Here is a 15,653-nt window from a genome sequence, read left to right on the forward strand (position 1 = left end):
AATTGTTTATAAAATTACATACGGTTTGGCACTTCTATACCTAATAAAGCAAAAGCAGACTTTATTATATCTCCTACTTTTTTAGATAACTGCACTCTAAATATTTTCTTTTGTAAATCTTCTTCTGGCAAAATTGGCACGTTTTGGTAAAATGAGTTAAACTCTTTAACCAAATCATACGTATAGTTTGCTACCAAGGCAGGACTATAGTTTTGAGCTGCATTTTGCACAACAGAAGGAAAAACTTGTATTTGTTTTACTAGTTCTTTTTCTTTTTCATGTAAGTTGTTAGTAGCTACAGTGGCCGTATAATCAAAATCAGACTTTCTTAAGATAGACTGTATTCTTGCATAAGTATACTGTATAAAAGGCCCAGTGTTACCTTGGAACTCTACAGATTCTTCAGGGTTAAATAAAATACGTTTTTTAGGGTCTACTTTTAATATGTAATATTTTAAAGCTCCTAAACCAATTATTCTGTAAAGTTCTTCTTTTTCTTCATTAGTGTAACCATCTAACTTTCCTAATTCTTCAGAAATACTAGCTGCAGTAGCCGTCATATCTTTCATTAAATCATCAGCATCTACCACAGTACCCTCTCTACTCTTCATTTTTCCGCTAGGCAAATCTACCATACCATAACTTAAATGATACAATTGTTCTGCCCAAGAAAAGCCTAATTTTTTAAGTATTAAAAACAATACATTAAAATGGTAATCTTGTTCGTTACCAACAGTGTAAACCATACCATTTACATCTGGGTAATCTTTAGTACGCTGTATAGCTGTACCAATATCTTGCGTCATATAAACTGCAGTACCATCTGCACGTAGTACAATTTTTTCATCTAAACCTTCATCAGACAAATCTATCCAAACGCTACCATCTTCTTTTTTGTAAAAAACTCCTTTTTCTAAGCCTTCATCTACAATATCTTTTCCTAAAAGATATGTATCACTCTCATAATAATAAGTATCAAAATCTACACCTAAGTTTTTATAAGTAACTTCAAAACCATTATAAACCCATTGGTTCATTGTTTTCCACAAGGCAACAACTTCTTCATCGCCAGCCTCCCATTTACGTAGCATTTCTTGTGCTTCTAATAAAATAGGCGCTTGTTTTTCTGCATCTTTAGCATTTGTACCTTTAGCTACTAATTCTGCTATTTGTGCTTTGTATTCTTTATCAAACTTAACGTAGTAATTACCAACTAATTTATCGCCTTTTAACCCTGTACTCTCCGGAGTTTCTCCGTTCCCAAAAAGTTTCCAAGCCAACATACTTTTGCAAATATGTATACCACGATCGTTAATAATTTGAGTTTTATATACTTTTTTACCAGATGCTTTTAAAATTTCTGCAACAGAGTAACCTAATAAATTGTTTCTAATGTGCCCTAAATGCAAGGGCTTGTTAGTGTTTGGAGAAGAGTATTCTACCATAACTGCATCTGCAGTCTCTGCTACAAAACCATAGTTTGTTGTATCTTTAATATTATTAAAAAAGTTTACATAAAAAGCGTTGCTAATTACAATATTTAAAAACCCTTTTACTACATTAAAATTTTCTACCTCTGCTACGTTGTCTTTTAAATACAAACCTATTTGTTCTCCAATTTGCGCAGGATTACCTTTAACAAAGCGTAAAATAGGAAAAACTACTACAGTTATGTCGCCCTCAAAATCTTTTCTTGTTGGCTGAAACTCTACTGTTGGCAGTTCTATTTCATAAATAGCTAAAACCGCTTCTTTTACCTTTTGCGTTAACACTTCTTGGATATTCATTATAAATTGTATTTAAGCCTGTAAAATTACGGCTTTTATCTTTTTTTTAAAGATAGATTTTAGTTTGTTTTTGGTAAAAATACTTCTGCCATCATACATCTTGCACTACCACCTCCGCAAGTCTCTATAGTTTCTAAAGAGCTATGTATAATTTCTGACGTTTTTTCTATAGCTGAAATTTGAGTTTTAGTTAAACTATTATAGGCAGCAGAGCTCATAACCAAGTAACGTTTATTGTCTTTACCTAAAACTTGAAGCATATTACCTGCAAAAGAATGCATTTGTTTTTCTGTAATAGCAATTACCTCTTTACCATCTTCTTTTAAATGTTTAACTACATTTTTACGTTCTTTTTTATCGTCTATAGTATCCAAACAAATTACAGAAAAATCTTCTGCTAAGCACATCATTACATTTGTATGGTAAATAGGCAAACGTTTACCATCTACTGTTTGGTTGGCCGTAAAAACTACTGGTGTATATTCAAAATCTTCACAAAATTCAATAAATAAATCTTCATCTGCTCTAACAGACAAAGCACAATACGCCTTTTTATTTACCCTGTCTAATAAAATACTACCTGTGCCCTCTAAATATAATTCTTCATCCTCTGCACTTGTATAGTCTATGGTGTGGTCTATACTAAAACCTTTTTCTTCTAAGATATCTAAAATATCTTCTCTACGTTCATTTCTTCTGTTTTTTGCATACATTGGGTATAAACCAACAGTACCATTATTATGAAAAGAAATCCAATTATTAGGAAAAATTGAATCTGGAGTATCTGGTTCTTTTGTATCATCTACAACAATTACATTTACTCCTTTAAAATGTAATTGAGTTACAAAAGCATCAAACTCATCTTGTGCTTTTTTATTTATTTCTGCATTTTTAATATCAAGATCTTCCTGAAAGTAATTGTTAACAGCTGTTTGTTCGTTTTTACGAAAACCAACCGGCCTTATCATTAAAATTGTATTTGTAATTTGCATAGTGTAGTTGTAAAATATTATTCTCTTAGTAATGGTAGTGTACTGCAGCGTAACAAACCTTCTTGCTTAGATATTTCTGCATAAGGTATTTCTTCTACTGTAAAACCTTGCTCTCTTAGCCAATTATTTAATCTTGTAAAGTTTTTTTCTGAAACGATAACATTTTCTGAAATTGAAAAAATGTTACTAAACATATGGTACATTTCTTCACTGGTTATTTCAAAAATATTTTCTTTACCAAAAAAATTAACTAACCATTGGTATTCTTCTTCTACTAAAAAACCGTTTTTATGAAGAATGGCCTTATTTGTTCCTATGGGTTGAAAACAACAATCTAGGTGCAATGCATTTTCTTTAGCATTTGTAGATTTACGCAACTCAAAAGATTTTACTGTTTTATTTGGAAAAAATTTTGTAATGTGCTCTACTGCCAATTTATTTGTTCTTGCTGTTATGTGGTGCGAGTAGTTTTCAGCAGTATAAGTACCAATAAAAATATGGTTGTTCCATGGCATAACATCACCTCCTTCTATATGCGCTTCTTCAGGCAACTCTACTACCTTGTCAGGATTTATTTGATCTACTATGTATTGGATTGCTAAATATTCTTCTTCTCTATCCGGCAAAATATTTGCTCTAAAAAAAACATCGTCTATAACAAAAGCAATATCTCTAGAAAAAATCTGGTTACAGTCTTTAAGTAATTTAGGTCTTAACACCTCTACATTGTACTTTTTTAGTACAGCTTCAAAAGCATTCATTTCTGCAATCATATCTTCTTCTAAAGGATATGTACCTGCTAAAATATGCTCTAAAGATTTAGGATCATAAGCTTCTTCTGCTGTTGGAGTAGGGCCGCAACTTTCTGCAGTACCTAATACAACAGTTTTTAACCTAGAAGTTTCGTTTTTCACATTTATTTGACGCATAAACTAATTTTTATGCAAATATGAAACGAATTTTTCTAAATAAAAATAAGAATCTCTAAAATAATAAAAGCCTTTTTGAAATTTCAAAAAGGCTTTTACTTAAACTAAATTATTAAAGTTTATCTTTTATTTACTTCAACAAAAAATCTGTGATTTTCACCAACATAAACCTGTCTTGGTCTACCTATTGGCTCATTATTTAATCTCATTTCTCTCCACTGCGCTATCCAACCTGGTAACCTACCTAAAGCAAACATTACAGTAAACATTTCTGTAGGTATGCCCAGAGCTCTGTAAATAATTCCCGAGTAGAAATCTACATTAGGATATAATTTACGATCTACAAAGTAAGGATCTTCTAAAGCTTCTTTTTCTAAACCTTTAGCTATATCTAAAATAGGGTCGTCTATACCTAAGTCATTTAAAACTTCATCTGCCGCTACTTTAATAATCTTAGCTCTAGGGTCAAAGTTTTTATATACTCTGTGCCCAAAGCCCATTAACCTAAACGGATCATTTTTGTCTTTAGCTTTAGCCATATATTTTTTAGTGTCTCCACCATCAGCTTCAATAGCTTCTAACATTTCTAAAACTGCCTGGTTAGCACCACCGTGTAATGGTCCCCATAAAGCAGAAATACCTGCAGATAGAGAAGCAAATAAACCTGCGTGAGAAGAACCTACTATTCTTACAGTAGATGTAGAGCAGTTTTGCTCATGATCTGCGTGTAAAATCAATAATTTATCTAATGCATCAATAACAATTTTATTAGACTTATAATCTTCACTAGGTCTCTTAAACATCATTTTATGAATGTTTTCTACATAACCTAAAGAATCATCTCCATAATCTAAAGGAAGACCTTTTTTCTTTCTTAATGTCCAAGCAACTAAAACAGGGAATTTAGCTAAAATTCTTACTATTGCGTGGTACATATCATTTTCTGAAGTTACATTTACAGAAGATGGGTTAAATGCTATTAAAGCACTTGTTAAAGAAGACAAAACGCCCATTGGGTGTGCAGACTTTGGAAAACCATCTAAAATCTTTTTCATCTCCTCATCTACGTGAGACTCCTTTTTAATATCTGCATGGAATTTAGCTAACTGATCTGTGTTAGGTAATTCTCCAAAAATTAATAAATAAGCTACTTCTAAAAAGTCTGCTTTTTCAGCCAACTCTTCAATAGAATATCCACGGTACCTTAAAATACCCTTTTCACCATCTAAAAACGTAATAGCACTTTCACAAGAGCCTGTGTTTTTATATCCTGGATCTATTGTAGTTAAACCGGTTGCAGAACGTAATGTTTTAATATCTATGGCCTGTTCTTTCTCTGTGCCCTCCACTATTGGGAAATCATATTTATTCCCGTTAAATTCTAAAGTAACTTTATCTGACATTGGTATAATTTACTAATATTATTAATCGAACTGTAAATTTAAGAAAAAGACAAGAGTTTATCAATTAGTTATAGCTATTTATACATTTAATAACATATATTATTCAAAAAATATATTAAGTTAATTAAGATGTCATAAAAATCACTCAAAAAGTTACCTATATTATATAAAATTAACAAGAAGCGAAAAAGCCACTCTAAAAAGAGTGGCTTTTATTAATAATTAGTTTACAACTTATTATTTTATCTTAAATGCATCCATTTGTGGGTAATATGCAACAGTACCTAATTCTTCTTCTATACGTAATAATTGATTGTATTTTGCCATACGATCTGATCTTGACGCCGAACCAGTTTTAATTTGACCTGTATTTAATGCTACCGCTAAATCTGCAATTGTATTATCTTCAGTTTCTCCAGAACGGTGAGACATCACAGATGTGTAACCTGCATTTTTAGCCATAGTAACAGCTGCTATAGTCTCAGTAAGCGTTCCTATTTGGTTTACTTTAATTAAAATTGAGTTTGCAATGTTATTTTTAATACCCTTAGACAAACGCTCTACATTTGTAACAAATAAATCATCACCAACTAATTGCACTTTATCTCCAACCTTTTCTGTTAAAGATTTCCATCCATCCCAGTCATTTTCATCCATACCATCTTCTATAGAAATAATTGGGTATTTAGCAGATAAATCTGCTAAATATTGCGCTTGTTCTTCAGAGGTTCTTACTACACCTTTATCTCCTTCAAACTTAGTATAATCATACTTACCGTCTACAAAAAACTCTGCAGCAGCACAATCTAAAGCAATCATAATTTCATCGCCTAATTTGTAACCAGCATTAGCAACAGCTTTGGCAATAGTATCTAAAGCATCTTCCGTACCACCAGCTAAGTTTGGAGCAAAACCACCTTCATCACCAACAGCTGTACTTAATCCTCTGTCGTGTAAAACTTTCTTTAAATGATGAAAAATTTCTGTACCCATTTGCATTGCATGCGTAAAGTTTTTTGCTTTAACAGGCATTACCATAAATTCTTGAAAAGCAATAGGTGCATCTGAGTGAGAACCTCCATTTATAATATTCATCATTGGTACTGGTAAAGTATTAGCACTTACACCACCAACATATCTATATAAAGGCATACCCATTTCATTAGCAGCAGCTTTAGCAACTGCCAGAGAAACACCTAAAATAGCATTAGCTCCTAATTTAGATTTGTTTGGAGTACCATCTAAATCAATCATTGTTTGATCTATTAAGTTTTGCTCAAAAACAGACATTCCAACAATTTCTTCTGCAATAGTAGTGTTTACATTAGCAACGGCATTAGAAACACCTTTACCCATAAAAATATCACCACCATCTCTAAGCTCTACAGCTTCATGTTCTCCTGTAGAAGCTCCAGAAGGAACTGCGGCTCTACCTAAAACACCATTTTCTGTATATACATCTACTTCTACCGTAGGGTTACCTCTTGAATCTAATATTTGCCTTGCATGCACATTTATGATAATACTCATAGAATTTTTTATTTTTAGGTTGATATAATCTAGTTGTAAAGATACAAAAGTGTAGCATTAACAGTGATCTTTACGCCATAACTATACCAATAATTAACTATAATTTAAACGAAAACGATATCGTATTATTTAGTTCTGACTGTTTTTTATTAAATCAAAAAAATTATCAAATAAATAATTAGAATCATTTGGTCCAGGACTGGCTTCCGGGTGATATTGAACCGAAAAAACATTCTTATTTTTCATTTTGATACCCGCTACAGTATTATCATTTAAATGTTTGTGTGTAATTTCTAAGTCGGCATTAGCCTCTGTTTCTTCTCTATTAATTGCAAAACCATGATTTTGAGAAGTAATTTCTCCTTTACCCGTTGTCAAGTTCATCACAGGATGATTGATACCTCTATGACCATTATGCATTTTATATGTAGAAACACCGTTAGCTAAAGCAATAACTTGATGACCTAAACAAATACCAAATAATGTTTTATTGTTGGCAATAATATCTTTTGCTGTTTGAATAGCTTCCGTTAAAGGTTCCGGATCTCCAGGTCCGTTAGATATAAAATATCCATCAGGATTAAAAGAACTTAAATCGGCATACGATGCATTATAAGGAAATACTTTAATGTAAGCATCTCTTTTAGCTAGGTTACGTAATATGTTTTTCTTAATTCCTATATCTAAAGCTGAAATTTTATATTTTGCATTTTCGTCCCCATATAAATAAGGTTGTTTAGTAGATACTTTAGACGACAATTCCAAGCCTTCCATACTTGGTACATTTGCCAATTGCTCTTTTAAACTATCAATATTATCTACATCTGTAGAGATTACAGCATTCATAGCTCCATTATCTCTAATATAACTTACCAAAGCTCTTGTATCTACATCAGAAATAGCAAAAAGGTTACTGTTTTCTAAAAAATCTTGTAAACTAGTATCTGCATCAACCCTAGAATAATCATAACTAAAATTTTTACAAACAAGACCAGAGATTTTTACAGAATCAGACTCAACTTCTTCCTGGTTTGTACCGTAATTACCAATGTGTGCATTAGTAGTTACCATTATTTGTCCAAAATAAGATGGATCTGTAAAAATTTCTTGGTACCCTGTCATACCAGTATTAAAACAAACCTCACCAAATGCAGTACCTTCTGCATCACCAACAGCTTTTCCGTGAAAAATTGTACCGTCTGCTAATAAAATTAGCGCTTTTTTTCTTGCTTGATATTTCACCCTATAAAAATTTAATCCTTATTATTTTTACTTTACAAATTTAACATAAAAAAAAGGATAGACTATAAGCCTATCCTTTTTTGAATATTTAAAAATAAAATCATTATTTTATTCTTCTGAATCATCTGATTTTGTTTCTGCTACAGGCGCTACAGCCTTTTTGCTTCTACCTCTTCTAGATTTCTTCTTCTCTTTTGGTTTACCAGCGTTATAAACTTCATTAAAGTCTACTAACTCTATTAAAGCCATATCAGCATTATCACCTAACCTGTTACCAAGTTTAATAATTCTTGTGTAACCACCTGGTCTGTCTCCTACTTTAGAAGAAACTTCACCAAATAAAGTTGTAACTGCGTACTTATCTCTTAAACTTTTAAAAACTATACGTCTGTTGTGAGTACCTTTCTCTACAGATTGATTGTTTTCTGCCTTTGATTTTGTAATTAAAGGCTCTACAAATTGTTTTAAAGCTTTAGCCTTAGCAACAGTAGTGTTAATTCTTTTGTGCTCAATTAAAGAACAAGCCATATTTGCTAACATAGCTTTTCTATGCGCTGCTTTTCTTCCTAAATGATTAACTTTTTTACCGTGTCTCATTGTATTATCTTATATATCTCCTTTAATGGAAATAAAATTAATCTTTATCCAATTTATATTTTGACAAGTCCATTCCAAAACTCAATCCTTTATTAATCACTAACTCCTCTAATTCAGTTAATGATTTTTTACCGAAGTTTCTAAACTTCATAAGATCGTTTTTATTAAATGAAACTAAGTCTCCTAATGTATCTACTTCTGCTGCTTTTAAACAATTTAGTGCACGAACTGATAAATCCATATCTACTAATTTAGTTTTAAGCAACTGACGCATGTGTAATGATTCTTCATCATAAGTTTCAGTCTGAGCTATTTCATCAGCTTCTAGCGTAATGCGCTCATCAGAAAACAACATAAAGTGATGAATTAAAACCTTAGCAGCTTCAGTTAAAGCATCTTTAGGATTTATTGATCCATCGCTACTGATTTCAAAAACTAGTTTTTCGTAATCAGTTTTTTGTTCAACACGATAGTTCTCAATACTATATTTTACGTTTTTAATAGGCGTAAAAATAGAATCAATTGGAATAGTTCCTATAGCAGCACCAGGCTTTTTATTCTCTTCTGCTGGTACGTATCCTCTTCCTTTTTCAATAACAATTTCCATATTAATGCTAACTTTAGCATCCATATTACAAATCACTAAATCAGGATTTAATACTTGGTACCCAGAAATAAATTTCTGAAAATCACCCGCAGTTAACTGATTTTTTCCACTTACAGAAATTGAAACAGTTTCAGTTTCAACATCTTCTATTTGTCTCTTAAAACGAACTTGTTTTAAGTTTAAAATCATTTCTGTAACGTCTTCAACAACACCAGGAATAACAGAGAACTCATGTTCTACTTTATCCATTCTTACAGAAGTAATTGCAAAACCTTCTAATGCAGAAAGTAATACTCTTCTTAATGCGTTTCCAACAGTCAATCCATAACCAGGCTCTAAAGGACGAAATTCAAATTTCCCTTCAAAATCTGTAGAATCGATCATTATAACTTTATCGGGCTTCTGAAAATTTAATAATGCCATAGTTGAATTAGGTTGTTTATTTAGAGTATAACTCGACGATTAGTTGTTCCTTGATATTCTCTGGAATCTGAACTCTTTCTGGGATAGATACATAAGTACCTTCGCTTTTTTCAGAATTCCAAGTTATCCACTCGTATACTCGGCTATTTGCAGCCAATGCATCTTGTATAGCAGATAATGATTTAGATTTTTCTCTAACACCTACAACATCTCCTGGCTTTAAAGAATAAGATGGTATGTTTACCAATTCTCCATTAACTGTAATGTGACGGTGAGAAACTAATTGTCTTGCTCCTCTTCTTGAGTTAGAAATACCCATTCTGTAAACAACGTTATCTAAACGAGATTCACATAACTGAAGTAATACTTCACCAGTTACTCCTTTACTACTGTTTGCTTTTGCAAATAAGTTTCTAAATTGTTTTTCTAAAATCCCGTAAGAATATTTAGCTTTTTGCTTCTCCATTAATTGGATAGCATATTCAGATTTTTTTCCACGACGTCTATTGTTACCGTGTTGTCCTGGAGGGTAATTCTTTTTTTCAAAAGACTTATCTTCTCCAAATATCGCTTCTCCGAATTTACGTGCGATCTTAGTTTTAGGTCCTGTATATCTTGCCATTTTCTAAAATTTTGAAAGTGAGATTATGAATTAAGGCTTATCCTTCGATAATCGTAATTACACTTTCTGTGAAATGCCCTTAGGGCTATTAATTTAATTAAACTCTTCTTCTTTTTGGAGGTCTACAACCGTTGTGCGGTAATGGAGTAACATCAATAATTTCTGTTACTTCTATTCCTGAGTTGTGAATTGCACGAATTGCAGATTCTCTACCGTTACCAGGTCCTTTAACATAAACTTTAACTTTTCTTAGTCCAGCTTCATGTGCAACTTTAGCACAATCTTCAGACGCTACTTGAGCTGCATAAGGAGTATTTTTCTTAGATCCTCTAAAACCCATTTTACCGGCAGATGACCAAGAGATTACATCTCCTTTTTTGTTTGTTAAAGAAATAATAATGTTGTTAAAAGAAGCCGTTACGTGTGCTTCTCCAACAGATTCAACTATAACTTTACGTTTTTTAGTTGTTTTTGTATTTGATTTTGCCATATTTTTCTAGTTTTTAGTTGTTAGTTGTTAGTATTAGAATCCTAAACTATCACATTTCAAACAGATTCAATCCAACTACTAAATACTAATGACTTTTAATTATTTAGTCGCTTTTTTCTTATTAGCAACAGTTTTTCTTTTACCTTTTCTAGTTCTAGAGTTGTTCTTAGTTCTTTGACCTCTTAAAGGCAAACCAGATCTATGACGAATTCCTCTATAACATCCAATATCCATTAAACGCTTAATGCTTAATTGAATTTCTGAACGTAATTCACCTTCAATTGTAAACTCAGATACAGCATCACGAATACGACCAATCTCGTCATCATTCCAATCTGATACTTTTGTATCTTCACTAACTTGGGCTTTAGCTAAAATATCTTTAGCTCTACTTCTACCTACACCAAATATATAGGTTAAAGCTATAACTCCTCTTTTCTGTTTTGGTATATCTACACCTGCAATTCTTGCCATAATTACCCTTGTCTTTGTTTAAATCTAGGATTCTTTTTATTAATTACGTACAACCGTCCTTTTCTGCGCACTATTTTGCACTCGGCACTTCTCTTTTTTATTGATGCTCTTACTTTCATCTTAATATCTATATGTAATTCTTGCTTTAGTCAAGTCATAAGGGCTCATTTCTAATTTAACCTTATCACCTGGTAATAATTTAATATAATGCATTCTCATCTTTCCAGAAATATGCGCTGTTACCACGTGTCCGTTTTCTAACTCCACACGGAACATTGCATTTGACAATGCTTCAATTATAGATCCGTCTTGCTCTATCGCTGCTTGTTTAGCCATAACTTATGCTACTTTTCTATTTTTACCACTTTTCATTAAGCCATCATAATGTCTATTTAACAAATATGAATTCACTTGTTGAACTGTATCAATTGCTACACCTACCATAATTAATAGTGATGTTCCACCATAAAACATTGCCCAATTTCCTTGAATTCCTAGCAATTGAACAACAATAGCTGGTAAAACAGCCAGCAAAGCTAAGAAAATAGATCCGGGTAACGTAATTAATGACATAATTTTATCTAAAAAATCTGCAGTTTCTTTCCCAGGCCTTGTTCCTGGTACAAATCCACCACTTCTTTTTAAGTCATCTGCCATCTTATTTGTTGGTACCGTGATAGCAGTATAAAAATATGTGAATATTATAATTAGAAAAGCAAATAAAACATTATATGCTAATCCAAAAGGATCCTGAAAATTAACCTCAAACCATGAACCTATTGCAGAAGTATTAAAATACTTACCAATCATACCTGGCAAAAACATAAGAGCTTGCGCAAATATTATTGGCATTACACCAGATGCATTTAATTTTAAAGGAATATATTGTCTAGACCCAGTAATATTTTTTTCATAACCCCCAGAAGCAGTCCTTCTAGCGTACTGAACAGGTATTTGACGAGTTGCTAATACAATAAGTACAGATGCCAATATAACCAGGAACCACAAAATAACCTCTACCAATATTAACATCGGACCACCAGTATTTTCACCAGTTCTAGAAGCTACTTCTTGCATAAATGCCTGCGGCATTGTTGCAATAATACCAATCATTATTAATAATGATATACCATTACCAATTCCCTTGTCAGTTATTTTTTCACCCAACCACATAGCAAATACAGTACCAGTAACTAGTATTATAACAGCAGGAATCATAAAATCTAATCCCTTACCTAATACAAAAGCACTATCCGGAACACCAAATGCACCTAAACCTAATAAATAAGCAGGAGCCTGTACTATACATATAGCAATTGTTAACCATCTTGTGATTTGGTTAATTGTTTTTCTACCACTCTCTCCTTCTTTTTGTAATTTTTGAAGGTAAGGGATAGCTATACCCATTAATTGCACTACAATAGATGCAGAAATATAAGGCATTATACCTAATGCAAAAACAGATGCTTTGGCAAAAGCACCACCTGTAAATGCATTTAATAAACCAAATATACCTTGTTCTGTACCCGATTGTAAATTACCCAATTCCTGAGAGTCTATCCCTGGTAGTGCAATTTGAGCACCAAAACGGTATACTAATAGTAAAGTAAGCGTAATAATTATTCTGTTTCTTAACTCTTCTATTTTCCAAATATTGGATATGGTATCAAAAAATTTCTTCATCTTCTGTTTAGTGATTAAAGACTTATTGCTTCTCCTCCAGCAGCCTCAATAGCTTGCTTTGCAGACGCAGTAAATTTGTGAGCAGAAATCTTAAGTGAAGCTTTTAACTCACCACCACCTAAAATCTTAACCAAATCATTTTTTCTTACTAATCTATTCTCAACTAGAGTTTCAAAAGTAACTACATCTTTTATAGCTCCTTTTTCAACCAAACCTTGTAGTTTGTCAAGATTAATACCTTGGTATTCTTTTCTATTAATGTTTGTGAAACCAAACTTAGGCACTCGTCTTTGCAACGGCATCTGTCCACCTTCAAAACCAATTTTCTTAGAGTAACCAGACCTAGATTTAGCACCTTTGTGCCCTCTAGTAGCAGTACCACCTTTACCTGAACCTTGTCCTCTACCTACGATTTTACCTGCTTTATTAACAGCACCTTCTGCAGGTGTTAAATTACTTAAATTCATCTTGATAAATTTATAATTAAGCTTCTTCAGTAGAAACTAAATGTTCAACTTTATTTACCATACCAAGGATATTTGGCGTAGCCTCATGCTCAACAACTTGACCAATTTTTCTAAGCCCAAGAGCCTCTAAGGTTCTTTTTTGTCTTTGAGTCTGTTTAATATTACTCTTAACTTGCTTTACTTTAATCTTTCCCATTGTATCCTATTTATCCTTTAAATACTTTTTCTAAAGATACTCCTCTTTGATCTGCAATTGTTTTTGCATCCCTAATTTGCAATAAAGCATCAAAAGTTGCCTTAACTACGTTATGAGGGTTAGAAGATCCTTGTGATTTTGATAATACATCATGTACACCAACTGCTTCTAATACAGCTCTTAAAGCTCCACCAGCAATTACACCTGTACCGTGAGATGCAGGCTGAATGTATACACGTGCTCCACCAAATTTACCTTTTTGCTCGTGAGGTATAGTTCCTTTGATTAGAGGGATTCTAATTAAATTCTTTTTTGCGTCTTCAACAGCTTTTGCTATAGCAGTAGCAACATCTTTAGATTTTCCTAAACCGTGTCCTACAACACCATTTTCATCTCCTACAACAACTATAGCAGAAAAACCAAAAGCTCTACCACCTTTTGTTACCTTAGTAACTCTTTGTACACCAACCAGACGATCTTTTAAATCCAATCCACCTGGTTTAACTGTTTCTACGTTTTTATATTTTTGGTACATAATATATTAGAATTTAAGTCCGCCTTCTCTAGCACCTTCTGCTAATGATTTAATTCTTCCGTGGTATAAGTTTCCACCTCTATCAAAAGCAATAGTCTCTATACCAGCTTTTAAAGCCTTTTCAGCAATAGCCTTACCAACTTGGTTTGCTATTTCTATTTTAGTTCCTTTTGCATCTAACTCTTTATCTCTTGATGAAGCAGCAACTAAAGTAGTTCCTGCATTATCATCAATAATTTGAGCGTAAATTTCCTTATTACTTCTAAATACAGCTAATCTTGGTCTAGTTGCAGTTCCAAATGAAACTTTTCTAATCCTTCTCTTGATTCTGTATCTTCTTTCAGTCTTTGATAATCCCATATTGCTAATTATTAAGCTGATTTACCTGCTTTTCTTCTTAATATTTCTCCAACAAACTTAATACCTTTTCCTTTGTATGGCTCTGGCTTACGGAAAGCTCTAATTTTAGCCGCTACTTGACCTACTAATTGCTTGTCAAAAGATGTTAATTTTACAATTGGATTCTTTCCTTTCTCAGAAACTGTTTCCACTTTAACTTCAGGAGCTATGTCCATTACTATGTTGTGTGAAAAACCAACAGCCAAATCTAATTTTTGTCCTTGGTGGCTAGCTCTATAACCAACACCAACCAATTCTAATTCTTTAGTCCAACCTTTAGAAACCCCTTCTATCATATTAAAAAATAAAGCTCTATACAAACCATGTTTAGCTTTATCGTTTTTATGCTCAGAATTTCTCGTTACAATGATTGATCCTTCTTCTATTTTTACTGAAACTCCTGAAAACTCTTGAGTTAATTCACCCAACTTACCTTTCATAGTAACTACATTGTCGTTAACCTCTACGGTTACACCCTCAGGAATTGTTACTGGATTATTACCTATTCTAGACATTATTCTTATTCTTTATAGATTAATAAACGTAGCATAAAACTTCACCACCAACTTTTTCTAACTTAGCTTGCTTGCTAGTCATAACTCCATGAGAAGTAGAAACTATAGCGATACCTAAACCGTTAAGTACTCTTGGCAAGTCTGAAGAACCAGCATACTTACGTAAACCTGGCTTACTTACTCGTTGTATTTTTTTAATTACAGGCTCTTTAGTTGCTTTATTATATTTCAAAGCAATTTTAATTGTACCCTGTACTGCGTCTTCAATGACTTTATAACTTAAAATATACCCTTGATCGAATAATATTTTAGTTATTTCTGTTTTTAGATTTGAAGCAGGAATCTCTACCACTCTGTGACCTGCACGACTGGCATTTCTAACTCTTGTTAAATAATCTGCTATAGGATCTGTTACCATTTAAAATAATTTGCGGTGACGGTTTTTAACTTCTTTGTTAAACCTGAAACCAATTTATATTGATTGTTTATTGTTTACCAACTTGCTTTTTTAACCCCTGGGATTAAACCATTGTTAGCCATTTCTCTAAAAGTTACCCTAGAAATACCAAAAGTTCTCATATAACCCTTTGGTCTTCCTGTTAACTTACATCTGTTGTGCATACGAACAGGCGAAGCATTTTTTGGTAATTTTTGTAATGCTTCATAATCTCCAGCTTCTTTTAAAGCTTTTCTTTTTTCAGCATATTTTGCAACTGTTGCCGCTCTTTTTCTTTCGCGGGCCTTCATTGATTCTTTAGCCAT

Annotated in this window: 21 protein-coding genes; all 21 read right to left on the reverse strand. The window is 32.6% G+C overall.

Annotated elements, in window-relative coordinates:
- Nucleotides 1–14: 14 nt before the first annotated feature.
- Nucleotides 15–1,787 carry an arginine--tRNA ligase gene (gene argS / locus BFJ87_RS15465; RefSeq protein WP_077406721.1) on the reverse strand — a complete coding sequence of 591 codons (1,773 nt, stop codon included), beginning with the start codon at nucleotides 1,785–1,787 and terminating at the stop codon, nucleotides 15–17.
- Between the two features lie 59 nt (nucleotides 1,788–1,846).
- Complete coding sequence (gene ctlX / locus BFJ87_RS15470) at nucleotides 1,847–2,779, reverse strand: citrulline utilization hydrolase CtlX (RefSeq protein WP_077406723.1); 933 nt, start codon at nucleotides 2,777–2,779, stop codon at nucleotides 1,847–1,849.
- A 17-nt stretch (nucleotides 2,780–2,796) separates the two neighbouring features.
- The gene (locus tag BFJ87_RS15475; RefSeq protein ID WP_077406726.1) at nucleotides 2,797–3,708 is read right to left on the reverse strand and encodes a dimethylarginine dimethylaminohydrolase family protein; all 912 of its coding nucleotides are present in this window, start codon (nucleotides 3,706–3,708) and stop codon (nucleotides 2,797–2,799) included.
- 119 nt (nucleotides 3,709–3,827) lie between these two features.
- Nucleotides 3,828–5,111 carry a citrate synthase gene (locus BFJ87_RS15480; protein WP_077406728.1) on the reverse strand — a complete coding sequence of 428 codons (1,284 nt, stop codon included), beginning with the start codon at nucleotides 5,109–5,111 and terminating at the stop codon, nucleotides 3,828–3,830.
- 237 nt (nucleotides 5,112–5,348) lie between these two features.
- Complete coding sequence (eno, locus tag BFJ87_RS15485; protein WP_077406730.1) at nucleotides 5,349–6,641, reverse strand: phosphopyruvate hydratase; 1,293 nt, start codon at nucleotides 6,639–6,641, stop codon at nucleotides 5,349–5,351.
- A 129-nt stretch (nucleotides 6,642–6,770) separates the two neighbouring features.
- The gene (carA, locus tag BFJ87_RS15490) at nucleotides 6,771–7,883 is read right to left on the reverse strand and encodes a glutamine-hydrolyzing carbamoyl-phosphate synthase small subunit (RefSeq protein WP_077406733.1); all 1,113 of its coding nucleotides are present in this window, start codon (nucleotides 7,881–7,883) and stop codon (nucleotides 6,771–6,773) included.
- Nucleotides 7,884–7,991: 108 nt separating this feature from the next.
- The gene (gene rplQ / locus BFJ87_RS15495; protein WP_077406735.1) at nucleotides 7,992–8,480 is read right to left on the reverse strand and encodes a 50S ribosomal protein L17; all 489 of its coding nucleotides are present in this window, start codon (nucleotides 8,478–8,480) and stop codon (nucleotides 7,992–7,994) included.
- Between the two features lie 37 nt (nucleotides 8,481–8,517).
- Entirely contained in the window at nucleotides 8,518–9,510 is a 993-nt protein-coding gene (locus BFJ87_RS15500; RefSeq protein WP_072303176.1) for a DNA-directed RNA polymerase subunit alpha, read from the reverse strand.
- A 16-nt stretch (nucleotides 9,511–9,526) separates the two neighbouring features.
- Nucleotides 9,527–10,132, reverse strand: a complete 606-nt coding sequence (gene rpsD, locus BFJ87_RS15505) for a 30S ribosomal protein S4 (RefSeq protein WP_077406738.1) — start codon at nucleotides 10,130–10,132, stop codon at nucleotides 9,527–9,529.
- Nucleotides 10,133–10,229: 97 nt separating this feature from the next.
- Nucleotides 10,230–10,622, reverse strand: coding sequence for a 30S ribosomal protein S11 (gene rpsK, locus BFJ87_RS15510; RefSeq protein ID WP_077406741.1), 393 nt, complete (start codon nucleotides 10,620–10,622; stop codon nucleotides 10,230–10,232).
- A gap of 99 nt (nucleotides 10,623–10,721) precedes the next feature.
- A complete protein-coding gene (gene rpsM, locus BFJ87_RS15515) occupies nucleotides 10,722–11,096 on the reverse strand; it encodes a 30S ribosomal protein S13 (protein WP_077406744.1) in 375 nt (124 codons plus the stop codon).
- Between the two features lie 2 nt (nucleotides 11,097–11,098).
- Nucleotides 11,099–11,215: a type B 50S ribosomal protein L36 gene (gene ykgO / locus BFJ87_RS15520; protein WP_013621733.1), complete on the reverse strand. Its 117-nt coding sequence runs from the start codon at nucleotides 11,213–11,215 to the stop codon at nucleotides 11,099–11,101.
- A 1-nt stretch (nucleotide 11,216) separates the two neighbouring features.
- A complete protein-coding gene (gene infA, locus BFJ87_RS15525) occupies nucleotides 11,217–11,432 on the reverse strand; it encodes a translation initiation factor IF-1 (RefSeq protein ID WP_013305172.1) in 216 nt (71 codons plus the stop codon).
- Nucleotides 11,433–11,435: 3 nt separating this feature from the next.
- Complete coding sequence (secY, locus tag BFJ87_RS15530; RefSeq protein WP_077406747.1) at nucleotides 11,436–12,779, reverse strand: preprotein translocase subunit SecY; 1,344 nt, start codon at nucleotides 12,777–12,779, stop codon at nucleotides 11,436–11,438.
- A 14-nt stretch (nucleotides 12,780–12,793) separates the two neighbouring features.
- A complete protein-coding gene (gene rplO, locus BFJ87_RS15535; protein WP_013621731.1) occupies nucleotides 12,794–13,246 on the reverse strand; it encodes a 50S ribosomal protein L15 in 453 nt (150 codons plus the stop codon).
- Between the two features lie 16 nt (nucleotides 13,247–13,262).
- Entirely contained in the window at nucleotides 13,263–13,442 is a 180-nt protein-coding gene (rpmD, locus tag BFJ87_RS15540) for a 50S ribosomal protein L30 (protein WP_013621730.1), read from the reverse strand.
- Nucleotides 13,443–13,452: 10 nt separating this feature from the next.
- Complete coding sequence (gene rpsE / locus BFJ87_RS15545; RefSeq protein WP_013621729.1) at nucleotides 13,453–13,977, reverse strand: 30S ribosomal protein S5; 525 nt, start codon at nucleotides 13,975–13,977, stop codon at nucleotides 13,453–13,455.
- A gap of 6 nt (nucleotides 13,978–13,983) precedes the next feature.
- Nucleotides 13,984–14,337 carry a 50S ribosomal protein L18 gene (rplR, locus tag BFJ87_RS15550; protein WP_013621728.1) on the reverse strand — a complete coding sequence of 118 codons (354 nt, stop codon included), beginning with the start codon at nucleotides 14,335–14,337 and terminating at the stop codon, nucleotides 13,984–13,986.
- An 11-nt stretch (nucleotides 14,338–14,348) separates the two neighbouring features.
- Nucleotides 14,349–14,891, reverse strand: coding sequence for a 50S ribosomal protein L6 (rplF, locus tag BFJ87_RS15555; RefSeq protein WP_077406750.1), 543 nt, complete (start codon nucleotides 14,889–14,891; stop codon nucleotides 14,349–14,351).
- 19 nt (nucleotides 14,892–14,910) lie between these two features.
- The gene (gene rpsH, locus BFJ87_RS15560) at nucleotides 14,911–15,309 is read right to left on the reverse strand and encodes a 30S ribosomal protein S8 (RefSeq protein WP_013621726.1); all 399 of its coding nucleotides are present in this window, start codon (nucleotides 15,307–15,309) and stop codon (nucleotides 14,911–14,913) included.
- A 74-nt stretch (nucleotides 15,310–15,383) separates the two neighbouring features.
- The gene (gene rpsN / locus BFJ87_RS15565) at nucleotides 15,384–15,653 is read right to left on the reverse strand and encodes a 30S ribosomal protein S14 (RefSeq protein WP_013621725.1); all 270 of its coding nucleotides are present in this window, start codon (nucleotides 15,651–15,653) and stop codon (nucleotides 15,384–15,386) included.

Origin of the sequence: Cellulophaga omnivescoria, assembly GCF_001999725.1 — a bacterium.
GTDB classification, from domain to species: domain Bacteria; phylum Bacteroidota; class Bacteroidia; order Flavobacteriales; family Flavobacteriaceae; genus Cellulophaga; species Cellulophaga omnivescoria.